Here is a 14,599-nt window from a genome sequence, read left to right on the forward strand (position 1 = left end):
GCTTTTCCGCACTGGGCCCCGGCTTTCGCCGGGGTGCACGGGAGGCAGCTTCCCACCCCAAAGCCGACATTCGCACCACCACTCCGTCCCGGCGCCGTTGACACTCCGTACCCGCAATCCTATATGGCCGTCATACCCGATCGTCCGAGATAGAGCCTGACTTTGCGCAACGGGCTGTACGGATAGGGCGTTCGGGATTTCGAGATGCGTTGGAAAGCTGCGGTAAACCGGCAACGGTTGGTCGCGGCCTTTTTGCGTCTCTCCTGCGCTCGCGAGCTATTTTATCAAGGCGAGACAATCACTTATGGCGACCAAGGCGAAGTCGGTGGGCAAGGCCCTCGAAGCAACCGCAAGCAAGCGAATCCGTAAGCTGTTCGGCAACATCCACGAAGCGGTGGACATGCCCAACCTCATCGAGGTGCAGCGCGAATCCTATGAACAATTCCTGCGGTCCGATCCGTCGATCGGTTATGTTTCGGGTCTCGAAAAGACGCTGCGCAGCGTTTTCCCGATCCGCGATTTCGCCGGTACCGCCGAGCTCGACTTCGTCCACTACGAACTCGAAGCGCCGAAGTATGACGTCGAGGAATGCCGTCAGCGCGGCATCACCTATGCGGCGCCGATGAAGGTCACGCTGCGCCTGATCGTCTTTGAAGTCGACAGCGAAACCGACACCCGTTCGGTCCTCGATATCAAGGAGCAGGACGTTTACATGGGCGACATGCCGCTCATGACCGAGAACGGCACCTTCTTCGTCAATGGTACCGAGCGCGTTATCGTGTCGCAGATGCACCGTTCGCCGGGTGTGCTCTTCGACCATGACCGCGGCAAGACCCACTCGTCGGGCAAGTTCCTGTTCGCCGCGCGCGTGATCCCGTATCGCGGTTCGTGGCTCGACTTCGAATTCGACGCCAAGGACATCGTCAACGTCCGTATCGACCGCAAGCGCAAGCTGCCGGTCACCAGCCTGCTGTACGCGCTGGGCATGTCGGGCGAGGAAATCCTCAACCATTTCTATGACCGCCTCGTCTTCGAGCGTGCGGCGAACGGCTGGAAAGTCCCGTTCGTCGTCGAAAACTGGCGCGGTGCGAAGCCGGCGTTCGACGTCGTCGACGCGAAGACCGGCGAAGTCGTCTTCGCTGCCGGCCACAAGATCAGCCCGCGCCTTGCCAACAAGGCCGCGAAGGACGGTCTCGACACGCTGCTGATCCCGACCGAGGAAATCTTCGGCCGTTACAGCGCCTATGACCTGATCAACGAGTCGACCGGCGAAATCTACATCGAAGCCGGCGACGAAGTGAGCGCCGACAATCTCGAGAAGCTCGACGCCGCAGGCATCGACCAGCTCGTGCTGCTCGACATCGACCACAACAACACCGGTCCCTGGATCCGCAACACGCTGAAGGCCGACAAGGCCGAGGACCGCGACCAGGCGCTTTCGGACATCTACCGCGTCATGCGCCCCGGCGAACCGCCGACGCGCGAAACCGCGGAGGCCTTGTTCGGCGGCCTGTTCTTCGACGCCGAGCGTTACGACCTGTCGGCCGTCGGCCGCGTCAAGCTCAACATGCGCCTCGGCCTCGATGCCGAGGACACGGTCACCACGCTGCGCAGCGAGGACATCCTCGCCGTCGTCAAGGAGCTGGTGAACCTGAAGGACGGCAAGGGCGAAATCGACGATATCGACAACCTCGGTAACCGTCGTGTCCGCTCGGTCGGCGAGCTGCTGGAAAACCAGTATCGCGTCGGCCTGCTCCGCATGGAGCGCGCGGTGAAGGAGCGCATGAGTTCGGTCGACGTGTCGACGGTGATGCCGAACGACCTGATCAACGCGAAGCCCGCGGTCGCCGCGGTTCGCGAATTCTTCGGCTCGTCGCAGCTCTCGCAGTTCATGGACCAGACCAACCCGCTGTCGGAAGTCACGCACAAGCGCCGCGTGTCGGCGCTCGGGCCGGGCGGTCTGACCCGCGAACGCGCGGGCTTCGAAGTCCGCGACGTTCATCCGACGCACTATGGCCGCATCTGCCCGATCGAAACGCCGGAAGGCCCGAACATCGGTCTGATCAACTCGCTCGCAACCTTTGCGCGCGTGAACAAATACGGCTTCATCGAAACCCCGTATCGCAAGATCGTCGACGGCAAGGTCACGACCGACGTCGTCTATCTGTCGGCGATGGAAGAGCAGAAGCACACGGTTGCGCAGGCGAACGCCGACCTCAACCCCGACGGTAGCTTCATCGACGAGCTGATCTCGGCGCGCGAAGCGGGCGAATTCCTGATGGCCCCGCGCGATCAGATCACGCTGATGGACGTGTCGCCGAAGCAGCTCGTTTCGGTTGCGGCATCGCTGATCCCGTTCCTCGAAAACGATGACGCCAACCGCGCGCTCATGGGCTCGAACATGCAGCGTCAGGCTGTGCCGCTGATCCGCGCCGAGGCGCCGGTCGTCGGTACCGGCATGGAAGAAACCGTTGCGCGTGACTCCGGCGCGGCCATCGCGGCGCGCCGCGGCGGCGTGATCGACCAGGTCGATGCGACGCGTATCGTTATCCGTGCGACCGATATGGTCGAACCCGGCAAGTCGGGCGTCGACATCTATCGTCTCCAGAAGTTCCAGCGTTCGAACCAGAACACCTGCATCAACCAGCGTCCGCTGGTGAAGGTGGGCGAGATCGTCCGCGCGGGCGACATCATCGCCGACGGTCCGTCGACCGAGCTTGGCGAACTGGCGCTCGGCAAGAATGTGCTCGTCGCGTTCATGCCGTGGAACGGCTACAATTATGAGGACTCGATCCTCATCAGCGAACGCATCGTGAAGGACGACGTCTTCACCTCGATCCACATCGAGGAATTCGAAGTCACCGCACGCGACACGCGCCTTGGGCCGGAAGACATCACGCGCGACATCCCGAACGTCGGCGAGGAAGCGCTCCGCAACCTCGACGAAGCCGGCATCGTCTACATCGGTGCCGAAGTCGGCCCGGGCGACATTCTGGCCGGCAAGATCACCCCCAAGGGTGAATCGCCGATGACGCCGGAAGAAAAGCTGCTGCGCGCGATCTTCGGTGAAAAGGCCAGCGACGTGCGCGACACCTCGCTTCGCCTGCCGCCGGGCGTGTCGGGCACGGTCGTCGAAGTCCGCGTCTTCAACCGTCACGGTATCGACAAGGACGAACGTGCGATCGCGATCGAACGCGAAGAGATCGAACGTCTGAAGCAGGACGCCGACGACGAACGCGCGATCCTCAACCGTGCGACCTTCTCGAGCCTCAAGGAACTGCTCATCGGTCAGGCGACCAGCGCAGTGCCGAAGGGCCTGAAGAAGGGCGATGTCGTCACCGAAGAGATGCTGGTCGACCTCGACCGCGCCGACTGGTGGAAGCTGGCCGTTGTCGAAGACAATGCCCAGGCCGCCCTCGAAGCGATCAAGGCGCAGTATGACGAAGCGATCAAGCGGATCAGCGCGAAATATGAAGATCGCGTCGAGAAGCTGCAGCGCGGCGACGAACTCGCCCCGGGCGTGCTCAAGATGGTCAAGGTCTTCGTTGCCGTGAAGCGCAAGCTTCAGTCGGGCGACAAGATGGCCGGCCGTCACGGCAACAAGGGCATCATCAGCCGCATCCTGCCGATCGAGGACATGCCGTTCCTCGAAGACGGGACGCACGTCGACTTCGTTCTGAACCCGCTGGGCGTGCCGTCGCGCATGAACGTCGGGCAGATCCTCGAAACGCACCTCGGTTGGGCATCGCGCGGTTTCGGCCGCCAGATCACCGCGGCGCTCGAGGATTGGCGCATGGCGAACCCGGACCCCGAAGCGGGCGCTCCGCCCGAGGCGGTTCGCGAAGCGCTGCTGCAGGCCTATGGCGATGAATATGCCGACGAAATCAAGGCGCGCAGCGTCGATGAAGTCGTCGAACTCGCCGGAAACCTGTCGGTCGGCGTGCCCTTCGCAACCCCGGTGTTCGACGGCGCGCGCGAAGGCGATGTGTCGGCGATGCTGGAACGCGCCGGTCTCGACCGGTCGGGTCAGGTCGATCTGTACGACGGCCGCACCGGCGACCGTTTCGACCGCAAGGTGACGGTGGGATATATGTATATCCTGAAGCTGCATCACTTGGTCGACGACAAGATCCACGCGCGTTCGATCGGGCCGTACTCGCTTGTCACCCAGCAGCCGCTGGGCGGTAAGGCGCAGTTCGGTGGCCAGCGCTTCGGTGAAATGGAGGTCTGGGCACTCCAGGCCTATGGCGCCGCGTACACGCTGCAGGAAATGCTGACGGTGAAGTCCGATGACGTGATCGGCCGCACGAAGGTTTACGAAGCGATCGTCAAGGGCGACGATACCTTCGAGGCCGGCATTCCCGAAAGCTTCAACGTGCTCGTCAAGGAAATGCGCTCGCTGGGCCTCAACGTCGAGCTTTCTTCCTATTCGGAAGAAGACCCCGACGAAGGTCCGGAAGCCCTTCCCGAAGCCGCCGAATAAGATTTTTCCTCACCCCTCTCGCGCCGCGCGAGAGGGGAAGATGGAGCTAGAATATGAACCAGCTTACCAACTTCATGAATCCGGTCGCGAAGCCCGAAACCTTCGACATGATCAAGATCGGCATTGCGAGCCCCGAGCGTATCCGCTCGTGGTCGTTCGGCGAGATCAAGAAGCCCGAAACGATCAACTACCGCACGTTCAAGCCCGAGCGTGACGGCCTGTTCTGCGCGCGCATTTTCGGTCCGATCAAGGATTATGAATGCCTGTGCGGCAAGTATAAGCGTATGAAATACAAGGGCATCGTCTGCGAAAAATGCGGTGTCGAAGTCACGGTGACCAAGGTCCGCCGCGAGCGCATGGGCCATATCGAGCTCGCCGCGCCCGTCGCGCACATCTGGTTCCTGAAGTCGCTGCCGTCGCGCATCGGCCTGCTGCTCGACATGCAGCTGAAGCAGCTCGAACGCGTCCTCTATTTCGAAGCCTATATCGTTCTTGAGCCGGGCCTGACCCCGCTCGAGAAGTTCCAGCTTCTGACCGAAGACGAACTGCTCGACGCGCAGGACGAATATGGCGAAGACGCTTTCTCGGCCGGCATCGGCGCCGAGGCGATCCGCGTGCTCCTCGAAAATCTCGATCTGGAGCAGGAACGCATCGATCTGATGGAGGACCTCGCGACGACCAAGTCGGAGCTGAAGCCCAAGAAGATCATCAAGCGCCTCAAGGTCGTGGAATCGTTCATCGAATCGGGCAACCGTCCCGAGTGGATGATCCTCGAAGTCGTGCCGGTCATCCCGCCCGAACTGCGCCCGCTGGTGCCGCTCGATGGCGGCCGCTTCGCGACGTCGGACTTGAACGACCTCTATCGCCGTGTGATCAACCGTAACAACCGTTTGAAGCGCCTGATGGAACTGCGTGCGCCGGACATCATCGTCCGCAACGAAAAGCGCATGTTGCAGGAAGCTGTCGACGCGCTGTTCGATAACGGCCGCCGCGGTCGCACGATCACGGGTGCCAACAAGCGTCCGCTGAAATCGCTGTCCGACATGCTCAAGGGCAAGCAGGGCCGCTTCCGTCAGAACCTGCTCGGCAAGCGCGTCGACTATTCGGGCCGTTCGGTCATCGTGACCGGTCCCGAACTCAAGCTGCACCAGTGCGGCCTGCCGAAGAAGATGGCGCTCGAGCTGTTCAAGCCGTTCATCTACGCGCGTCTCGACGCCAAGGGTCTGTCGATGACCCTGAAGCAGGCGAAGAAGTGGGTCGAAAAGGAACGCAAGGAAGTCTGGGACATCCTCGACGAAGTCATTCGCGAGCATCCGGTCCTGCTGAACCGCGCCCCGACGCTTCACCGCCTTGGCATCCAGGCGTTCGAGCCCGTGCTGATCGAAGGCAAGGCGATCCAGCTTCACCCGCTGGTCTGCGCCGCGTTCAACGCCGACTTCGACGGTGACCAGATGGCCGTTCACGTCCCGCTGAGCCTCGAGGCGCAGCTGGAAGCGCGCGTGCTGATGATGTCGACGAACAACATCCTCAGCCCCGCGAACGGCAAGCCGATCATCGTTCCGTCGCAGGACATGGTGCTGGGTCTCTATTATCTCTCGATGGAGCGCGAAGGCGAGCCGGGCGAGGGGATGCTCCTGGCCGATATGGCCGAGGTGCATCAGGCGCTGTTCACCGGCGCGGTCACGCTGCACACCAAGGTGGTGAGCCGCGTCCCGCAGACCGACGAGCAGGGCAATGAGTATCTCAAGCGCTTTGAGACCACGCCGGGCCGCATGCTCATCGGCGAATGCCTGCCGAAGTCGCACACCGTGCCCTTCGACGTCGTCAACCGCCTTCTGACCAAGAAGGAAATCGGCGACGTGATCGACCAAGTCTATCGTCACACCGGCCAGAAAGAGACCGTGCTGTTCGCCGACGCCATCATGGCGCTGGGCTTCCGCAACGCGTTCAAGGCCGGTATTTCCTTCGGCAAGGATGACATGATCATCCCCGAGTCCAAGGAAGGCATGGTCAACGAAACCCGCGCCTTGGTGAAGGATTTCGAGCAGCAGTATCAGGACGGCCTGATCACGCAGCAGGAAAAGTACAACAAGGCGATCGACGCCTGGTCGCAGTGCGGCGACAAGGTCGCGAACGCGATGATGGACGAAATCCGCGCCGAGCCGAAGGACCCGAAGACGGGCCGCCTGGCCCCGATCAACTCCATCTACATGATGGCGCACTCGGGTGCTCGTGGTTCGCAGGCCCAGATGAAGCAGCTCGCCGGTATGCGCGGCCTGATGGCCAAGCCGTCGGGCGAGATCATCGAAACGCCGATCATCTCGAACTTCAAGGAAGGCCTCACCGTTCTTGAGTATTTCAACTCGACCCACGGTGCGCGTAAGGGTCTGGCCGATACGGCGCTCAAGACGGCGAACTCGGGTTACCTGACCCGCCGTCTGGTCGACGTGTCGCAGGACTGCGTCGTGATCGAGGAAGATTGCGGCACCGAACGCGGCATGGAAATGCGCGCCATCATTCAGGGCGGTTCGACGATCGCCTCGCTGGGTGAGCGCATCCTCGGCCGTACGACGCTCGAAGATGTTACCGACAAGGACGGCAATGTCATCGCTCCGGTGGGCACGCTGCTCGACGAAGCGACGACGCAGCGGATCGAAGATGCCGAGGTCCAGTCGGTGAAGATCCGTTCGCCGCTGGTCTGCGAAGCGACGCTGGGTGTTTGCGGCAAATGCTATGGCCGTGACCTTGCCCGCGGTACGCCGGTCAACATCGGTGAAGCTGTCGGCGTTATCGCCGCGCAGTCGATCGGTGAGCCCGGCACGCAGCTGACGATGCGTACGTTCCACATCGGTGGTGCGGCGCAGGTCAACGAACAGTCGAACGCCGAAGCGATTTCGGACGGTACGATCGAATATCGCGACATGGCGACGATCGTCGACCAGCGTGGCCGCCGTCTGGCGCTGTCGCGTTCGGGCGAAATCGCGATCATCGACGCCGAAGGCCGCGAACGCGCGACGCACAAGCTGCCCTATGGTGCGCAGATCATGCACAAGGACGGCGAGAAGGTGAAGAAGGGCGACCGGATTGCCGAATGGGATCCGTTCACCATGCCGCTCATCACCGAAAAGCAGGGCGTCGTGAAGTATCAGGATCTGGAAGACACCAAGACCCTGATCGAACAGGTCGACGAAGCGACGGGCATCGCCCAGCGCGTCGTGATCGAATATCGCTCGGCGGGCCGTTCCAAGAAGGAAGACCTGCAGCCGCGCCTGACCTTGCTCGACGATCAGTCGGGTGAAGCGGCACGCTACCTGCTCGCGGTCGGCACGATGCTGTCGGTCGAGGACGGACAGGAAGTGCAGGCGGGCGACGTTCTGGCGCGTGTCAGCCGCGAAGCGTCGAAGACGCGCGACATCACCGGCGGTCTGCCGCGTGTTGCCGAGCTGTTCGAGGCCCGCATTCCGAAGGACAACAGCGTTATCGCGAAGATCAGCGGCCGCATTGAATTCGTCAAGGATTACAAGGCGAAGCGCAAGATCGCGATCGTTCCGGAAGAAGGCGATTCGATCGAGTATCTCATTCCCAAGTCGAAGGTCCTGGAAGTGCAGGAAGGCGACCAGGTCAAGCGCGGCGATGCGCTGATCAGCGGTTCGCCGAACCCGCACGACATCCTCGACGTCATGGGTGTGGAGGCCCTCGCCGAATATCTCGTCGCGGAAATCCAGGAAGTCTATCGACTGCAGGGTGTGAAGATCAACGACAAGCACATCGAGGTGATCGTTCGCCAGATGCTGCAGAAGGTCGAGATCACGACCGGCGGCGACACCACGCTGCTGCCGGGCGAACAGCTCGATTATCTGGAGATGATGGAATATAACGCCAAGCTGCCGAAGAACGGCGTGCCGGCAGAGGGCCGTCCGGTCCTGCTCGGCATCACCAAGGCGTCGCTGCAGACCCGCAGCTTCGTTTCGGCGGCGTCCTTCCAGGAGACGACCCGCGTTCTCACCGAGGCTTCGGTGCAGGGCAAGATCGACTCGCTGCAGGGCCTCAAGGAGAATGTCATCGTCGGCCGCCTCATCCCGGCGGGTACCGGCGCTGCCATGAACCGCGTTCGCGTCACCGCGTCGAGCAAGGATGCCGCCCTGCGCGCATCGATGCGCGCCGCGAACCAGGCGCATCTGATCGCGCCGCAGACCGCAGCCGAAGAGCATGCCGCCGAACTGGCGCAGGGCCCTGAAGCTGCGATCGGCAACGATCCGCTGGGCACTGTCGAAGGTGAAACCCACGGCAGCGATGCCGATGCCGGCGATTACCTGATCAAGGGCGACGAGGCGTAAGCCTGACCTTCGCTCTCGGGTGAAAGCCTGAAAAGATTGGCCCCGCCGGAGCGATCCGGCGGGGCTTTTTCTTTGTCGCCGAGCTGATAGCCTGTTCGCCTCAACGGGAGGGAGAGGGCGATGCGAGTCTATCTATTCGGCGCGGCGCTGCTGGCCGGCGTGCTGCCGGCACAGGCGCAGGACAACAGCAATATCCAGGGCGAGGTGGTGGTGACAGCACAGCGTGCGTCGGCCGATTATCTTTCGGACGAACAGACGGTCGTCGGGTTGCGCCGCGCCGCGGACAGCGCGATCCAGCCGGTGCAATTCACTTCCGATTCGCGCGACGAGGATATGCGCAAGCGCGAGATCCATGCGATGCTCGAGGCCGCGATCCGGCGAGCTGACGGCGCCGGCATCGAGCTCGTCACCGGCGAATTCGAACTCACCAAGCTGACTCTCGCCAATTTCAAGGATCTGGTCTTTGGGCGCGGCCAGCGGCCGGACACGAGCGAGATCGAACTCTATGTAAAGGCAAGCCTCGCGGGGTCGGTCGGCAGCGCGCAGGGACGGATCGACAATTTCATCAAGGCGGTGCCGCCGAATGGCCGCGCGCTGCTGGAAAAGAATGGCGCGATCACGCTGACGATCATCAATCCCGACCAATATCGCCCGGAGATCGTCAAGCTCGTCGCGGCAGAGGCGCTCAAGACGGCGGGTGCCTTTGGACCCGATTATGGGGTCGAGGTCGCGGGGCTCAACGAGCAACTCATCTGGGCCCAGGCTAGCGCGACGGAAGTGTTTCTCTATATCCCCTATCGCTTCACTGTCCGGCCAAAAGGGTAAGCGACCCGCGCCGGAAGGGCCCGTTTTACCGGATGCTAACCATGTATCGTTAGGCTTGGCCGCCGATGCATGCCAGCCATGGGCATGCAAATTTGGGGGCAAGTCTGGCAAATGCAGATCGCGCGCGGTTTCCCTTGGCGCTGGGCCTTATGGTGGCTCGTGTTGCCGAACCTGGCGTTCATCGCCATGTGGCCGATCGGCGGGCCAAGGATGGCGGTGCCGATGACGATATGCGGCGTGATCACCCTGCTGGCGTCGGGCTGGAGCCATCATCCCGCGCGGACAATGCTCGCCATCGCCATGTTTGCCTTCAGCCTGATGCTCTACACGACGATGTCGTTCAATCTCGAACCGACAGAGATGCTGAATTCGATCGAATTTGCGGGTGAGCTCGATCCTATCCAGTCGCCCGAATATCTGCTTGGCGGCCTGTTGCTGGTGGCATCGCTTGTTGCGCTCGTCGTGCTCGGACCGAGGATTCCGCCGCTCAGGACGCGCGACCATAGGATTCTGGCCGTTGCTCTGATTCTGTTGCTGATCAACGCCGATGTGTTTGCAACCGCCGCGACGCGCGGTTCCTATAAGATGCGTGCACCCGAAGGCGCACCGGTCGATTCCGCTGTGATTCAGAACGATATCGGGCCTGCGACGGTCAAAGCCCGGAACCTGCTGGTGATTGTGGTCGAATCCTGGGGCGTCTCGTCCGATCCCTACGACCGCGCGCTGCAGGATCGGCTCTGGAACCCGGGGCGATGGAGCGCGCGTTACGAGGTGACGCGCGGCAAGAGCCGTTATTACGGGTCGACAACGAGCGCCGAACTGCGCGAGCTTTGCGGCGTCTGGTCGGCAGGTTTCAAATCCTATGATTTCGACCACGCCGATTGCCTGCCGGAAAAATTTCGCGCCGCGGGTTTTCGGGTCGAGGCGCTGCACAGCTTCAACGGCATCTTCTTCGATCGCGCCATCTGGTATCCGAAGATCGGTTTCGAGCGCGCATTGTTCGCGAAAGAACTGATCGCGATGGGGGCCGATCGGTGCAGCGGCAGCGTGTTTCCGGGCGCGTGCGATAATGACATCCCGCGCCTGATCGGCCAGCGGCTGCGCGAAGCTCCGGGCCAGCGCAAATTTCTCTATTGGCTCACTCTCAACGGTCATATTCCGGTGCCGGCCAATCCGGAGTTGGGCACCGATAATTGCCGGATTGGCGATGCGGCGTGGCGCGACCAATATCCGATGTTGTGTCGCGGCTTCGAATTGCAGCGCCAACTTGCCGACGGCATCACGACCGAAATCATGAAGCCCGATTTCCCGGATACCGACATTTTAATCGTCGGCGACCATATGCCGCCCTATTTCAACCGCGATATGCGCGTGCGGTTCGACGCTGCACATGTCCCCTGGATCATGCTGCGCAGTCGGCAAGGTGGCAAACCGCTCGCGCCAGCCCGCGCCGCGTCATAATGAAAAGGGCTCACCGGGGTGGCCGGTGAGCCCTTGGTCCTGGGAATGTGCGGGCCGGTGCGACTGCGCCTGTAAGGCGTCCGGCCCTTGGCTGTCCTAGGGCGCGAGGATCGCGACGGCGAGGTACAGCAGCAGAGGCAGGCCGAAGCCCAAAAGCGTCAGGGCAACAAAGCCGACGCGCGTCCACAAGACGTCGATGCCGAACTGGTCTGACATCCCGGCGCATACGCCGAAGATCATCCCGTCGCGACGATTCTTGCGAAAACCCTGTTTCATTTCTTTCCTTTCCATCCCGGCCAGATGGCCGGCGTTTACTGGCTGCTAGCGGGGGCTGGTCAGGCGACCAGCCCACCGAAATGTGCAGCGTTCGGGCCGACAGCGGCGAGGAACATCATCGAGCAGTAAAGCGAGGCAACGGCGGCGATCGCGTAGCTCTTGAACGAGTCGACATTGAAATTGGCCATGATATTTTTCCTTCCATGAACCTTCCATCCGGCCATCCGGTGGATGCCAACAGTATTGCAGGGACCGTGCCAATTTCATTCATCGGCGGTTAACTGCGGTTTTTCGGTTTGCGAAAGATTATTTCAGCGCGAAAAATACGCTAAGATGGTGAAAATTCCCGCTAGTCGGAAAATATTTGGCGGAACCGGGCGCGGCGCCGGGCTGGTATCGCGCAAGGGGCTGGGGTAGGCGAAAAACAGATGACGCTGACCCGCCTTTCGCTGACCGATTTTCGCAATCATGCCGGCGCGGACATGGCGGCCGCCCCCGGGCTTGTCGCGCTGTATGGCGACAATGGCGCGGGCAAGACCAATATATTGGAAGCGATCTCGCTGCTCGCGCCGGGCCGCGGGCTGCGCCGCGCGGCGCTGTCCGACATGGTGCGCGACGGGGCGAGCGGCGGCTTCGCGGTCTTCGCCGAGGTTCAGGCGGGCGCCGACCTTGCGCCGGTGGCGCTGGGGACCGGGATCGAGGCCGCACAGCCCGGGCGGCGGATCGTCCGCATCAATGGCGCGACCGCTGCGGCGACGGCGCTGGGTGACTGGCTGGCGGTGCTGTGGCTCACCCCCGCGATGGATCGGCTGTTCGTCGAGACGGCGGGCAACCGGCGGCGCTTCCTCGACCGGCTTGTGCTCGCGCTAGACCCACGGCACGCGCAGCACAGCAATCGGTACGAGGCGGCGCTCCGCGCACGGGGCAAGCTGCTCGCCGATCCCGCGCAAGCCGACAAGCAATGGCTCACAATCCTCGAGGCGCAGCTCGCCGAGCATGGCGCGGCGATGGACGCGGCGCGGCAGCATATGCTCGCCGGCTTGTCCGCCGAGCTTGCGGGGCAGCCCGACGCGCCCTTCGCGCGGCCGTTATTGACGCTGGTCGACAGCGATGGGGTGGCGCGTGAGGGGGCGCACGATGTCGAGGCGCTGAAAATGCTCTTCGCATCGCGCCGGCGCATCGACGCGGCGGCGGGCCGGGCGACCGCCGGGCCGCACCGCGACGATCTGTCCGCCGTCCACGCCGCGACCGGTCGCGCGGCGGCGCGTTGCTCGACGGGCGAGCAAAAGGCGATGCTGCTATCGCTTGTCCTTGCGCACAGCGACAGTGTTGCGCGCGCGCGTGGGCAGCGGCCGGTGCTGCTCCTCGACGAGGTTGCGGCGCATCTCGACCCGCTGCGGCGCGGCGCGCTTTACGAGCGGCTGGCGGGGCAGGGCGGGCAGGCGTGGCTGACGGGGACCGAGGCGGCGCTGTTCGACGACATGCCGGGGCCGGTCACGCGCTTTCGCATCAGCGGTGGGCGGATCGCCGCAGGTTAGGCGCTCCGATCAGGTCGTAGCGGCGCCTGCAATCGATTTCAGCAGGCCGAAGAACTGCCCGAGCTTCGCCGTCAATTCCGTCCATGCGGGATCGTCGCTGGCCCAAGCGACCGACAGCAAGATGGCAAAAAACGCAATGCCCAAACCGAGGGGGATGCGGCCGACCATGACCTGTTGGTCATAGCTGCATCCATCTTCATCGGTCAGCGGCATCCGATCGGCAATTTCCCGGTTCTTCGGCGGCTTGCCGGCTACTTCCCGTGCGAAATCCTCGAGGCTCATAACGCTGCTCCGCTGATCTCGATCAGCATATCGCGCCAGCGTAAATGATCTGTTGCCGCCGGATTTGGCAACCTGTCGTCGCCTTAGAGGATCTCGTGCACCCGGTCCTGCGGGCGGCACAGTCTTACGCCCTTGTCGGTTTCGACGAAGGGGCGTTCAACATAGGCAGGATTGGCGGCCATCGCGGCGACGATTTCATCTTCGCTCGCGTCCTTCAGGCCGCGTTCCTCGGCATCGGTCCCGCGCAGGCGCAGCGCGTCGCGGGCGGTGAGGCCGGCGTCCTTGAACAGCTGGCGGAGCTTGTCCTCGCTGTACGGATTTTTGAGATATTCGACGACGGTCAGCGCGACGCCGGGCGTTTCCTGGAGGATCGCCAGCGTCTTGCGCGAGGTGCCGCAAGCGGGGTTGTGCCAGATGGTCGCGTTCATGTGTCGGCGTCCTAACGAGAGCTTACAGCAGCGTAAACCCGCTATTCATGGCAGATATGGCACAACTTCCCGCATGAAGGGGAACCACCAGCTTGCCTTTCCCGGTCCGAATGCGACATGCAAAGTCGTGGGGACCGTCAATGGGCGGCCGATGCGGGGTTGTTGCTCAAAGTGAATGAATTGATTGATCGCAGGGCGTTGTTGGCCGGGATCGCAGGTGTGGGGGCACTGGCCGCCACGTCGGCGCGCGCGCAACTGCCCAACTGGATTCAGCAGCCGGTTGCGCCCTTGCCGCCGCCGGTCGACTATATTGCCGTAGCGAAGAAGCAGCTCGCGATGCAGGGACGCAATATCCCGCAGAGCGACCGCGTCGGCGTGGTCGATTTCGGCCTGCCGTCGTCGCGTCCGCGCTTTGCGCTCGTCGACATGGTCGCGGGCAAGGTCGAGATGTTCCCGGTGACGCACGGGCGCGGGTCGGACCCGCAGCACGACGGCTGGCTCAAGAGCTTTTCGAACCGCATGGGGTCGCTCGCGACCTCGCGCGGTGCGTATCGCACGAGCGATTATTATTGGGGCTCGAACGGATCGTCGATGCGCCTCGCGGGACTGGAGCCCGACAATTACTCGGCCGACCAGCGTGCGATCGTCGTGCATGGCGCATGGTACGCCGACCCGGCGCTAATCGCGACGCAGGGGAAGCTGGGGCGCAGCGAGGGCTGTTTCGTCTTTGGCGAAGAGCTGCTCCCGATGATCCTATACAAGCTCGGGCCGGGGCGCCTGCTGTTCGCCGACCGGCTGAGCGAACCGCCACCGATGCCGAAGCTGTTCGAGCTGCCGCCAGCCGATCCGCTGCCGGGGATGGAGAATATGCGGCGCGCGAGCTCGGTCAGCGGGCCGCTGCCGAAGACGGCGGATTGATAATCAGCGTCGTGTGGCGGATGGGGAGCGGACGCCGTTTCCCTTTCCTTC

General features: G+C 63.0%; 10 protein-coding genes. 6 read left to right on the forward strand and 4 right to left on the reverse strand.

Annotated elements, in window-relative coordinates; translation table 11 throughout:
- The first annotated feature begins 304 nt into the window (after positions 1–304).
- The 4 genes from rpoB to GGC65_RS22985 all read left to right on the forward strand — a co-directional run bounded on the left by rpoB (position 305) and on the right by GGC65_RS22985 (position 11,106).
- Positions 305–4,483, forward strand: coding sequence for a DNA-directed RNA polymerase subunit beta (gene rpoB, locus GGC65_RS22970; RefSeq protein WP_192649278.1), 4,179 nt, complete (start codon positions 305–307; stop codon positions 4,481–4,483).
- Between the two features lie 53 nt (positions 4,484–4,536).
- On the forward strand, positions 4,537–8,820 hold the full coding sequence (gene rpoC, locus GGC65_RS22975; protein WP_192649279.1) for a DNA-directed RNA polymerase subunit beta': 4,284 nt from the start codon (positions 4,537–4,539) through the stop codon (positions 8,818–8,820).
- A gap of 120 nt (positions 8,821–8,940) precedes the next feature.
- The gene (locus GGC65_RS22980; RefSeq protein ID WP_192649280.1) at positions 8,941–9,645 is read left to right on the forward strand and encodes a TonB-dependent receptor; all 705 of its coding nucleotides are present in this window, start codon (positions 8,941–8,943) and stop codon (positions 9,643–9,645) included.
- 84 nt (positions 9,646–9,729) lie between these two features.
- Complete coding sequence (locus GGC65_RS22985) at positions 9,730–11,106, forward strand: sulfatase-like hydrolase/transferase (RefSeq protein WP_225940971.1); 1,377 nt, start codon at positions 9,730–9,732, stop codon at positions 11,104–11,106.
- A gap of 96 nt (positions 11,107–11,202) precedes the next feature.
- Here GGC65_RS22985 and GGC65_RS22990 read toward each other — a convergent pair whose 3' ends face one another.
- Together GGC65_RS22990 and GGC65_RS23675 are read right to left on the reverse strand one after the other, a co-directional pair.
- Positions 11,203–11,382, reverse strand: coding sequence for a PspC domain-containing protein (locus tag GGC65_RS22990; protein ID WP_039580111.1), 180 nt, complete (start codon positions 11,380–11,382; stop codon positions 11,203–11,205).
- Between the two features lie 59 nt (positions 11,383–11,441).
- Complete coding sequence (locus tag GGC65_RS23675; RefSeq protein ID WP_264081041.1) at positions 11,442–11,570, reverse strand: hypothetical protein; 129 nt, start codon at positions 11,568–11,570, stop codon at positions 11,442–11,444.
- Positions 11,571–11,810: 240 nt separating this feature from the next.
- Here GGC65_RS23675 and recF point away from each other — a divergent pair, with 240 nt between their 5' ends.
- Positions 11,811–12,920, forward strand: a complete 1,110-nt coding sequence (gene recF / locus GGC65_RS22995; RefSeq protein ID WP_192649282.1) for a DNA replication/repair protein RecF — start codon at positions 11,811–11,813, stop codon at positions 12,918–12,920.
- 9 nt (positions 12,921–12,929) lie between these two features.
- Here the strand turns inward: recF and GGC65_RS23000 are convergent, their stop codons facing one another.
- Positions 12,930–13,202: a hypothetical protein gene (locus tag GGC65_RS23000; protein ID WP_192649283.1), complete on the reverse strand. Its 273-nt coding sequence runs from the start codon at positions 13,200–13,202 to the stop codon at positions 12,930–12,932.
- An 83-nt stretch (positions 13,203–13,285) separates the two neighbouring features.
- Positions 13,286–13,630: an arsenate reductase (glutaredoxin) gene (gene arsC, locus GGC65_RS23005; RefSeq protein ID WP_192649284.1), complete on the reverse strand. Its 345-nt coding sequence runs from the start codon at positions 13,628–13,630 to the stop codon at positions 13,286–13,288.
- A 219-nt stretch (positions 13,631–13,849) separates the two neighbouring features.
- Between arsC and GGC65_RS23010 the strand changes: the two genes are divergently transcribed.
- On the forward strand, positions 13,850–14,548 hold the full coding sequence (locus tag GGC65_RS23010; protein ID WP_318780227.1) for a murein L,D-transpeptidase catalytic domain family protein: 699 nt from the start codon (positions 13,850–13,852) through the stop codon (positions 14,546–14,548).
- The last annotated feature ends 51 nt before the right edge of the window (positions 14,549–14,599 follow it).

It is taken from the genome of Sphingopyxis sp. OAS728, assembly GCF_014873485.1.
Lineage (GTDB): Bacteria > Pseudomonadota > Alphaproteobacteria > Sphingomonadales > Sphingomonadaceae > Sphingopyxis.

Excerpts from the sequence above, each read along its gene's own strand:
- arsC (WP_192649284.1), bottom strand. The coding sequence starts at position 13,630 with ATGAACGCGACCATCTGGCACAACCCCGCTTGCGGCACCTCGCGCAAG.
- rpoC (WP_192649279.1), top strand. The coding sequence starts at position 4,537 with ATGAACCAGCTTACCAACTTCATGAATCCGGTCGCGAAGCCCGAAACC.
- GGC65_RS23000 (WP_192649283.1), bottom strand. The coding sequence starts at position 13,202 with ATGAGCCTCGAGGATTTCGCACGGGAAGTAGCCGGCAAGCCGCCGAAG.
- recF (WP_192649282.1), top strand. The coding sequence starts at position 11,811 with ATGACGCTGACCCGCCTTTCGCTGACCGATTTTCGCAATCATGCCGGC.
- GGC65_RS22985 (WP_225940971.1), top strand. The coding sequence starts at position 9,730 with ATGCAAATTTGGGGGCAAGTCTGGCAAATGCAGATCGCGCGCGGTTTC.
- GGC65_RS22990 (WP_039580111.1), bottom strand. The coding sequence starts at position 11,382 with ATGAAACAGGGTTTTCGCAAGAATCGTCGCGACGGGATGATCTTCGGC.
- rpoB (WP_192649278.1), top strand. The coding sequence starts at position 305 with ATGGCGACCAAGGCGAAGTCGGTGGGCAAGGCCCTCGAAGCAACCGCA.
- GGC65_RS23675 (WP_264081041.1), bottom strand. The coding sequence starts at position 11,570 with ATGGCCAATTTCAATGTCGACTCGTTCAAGAGCTACGCGATCGCCGCC.
- GGC65_RS22980 (WP_192649280.1), top strand. The coding sequence starts at position 8,941 with ATGCGAGTCTATCTATTCGGCGCGGCGCTGCTGGCCGGCGTGCTGCCG.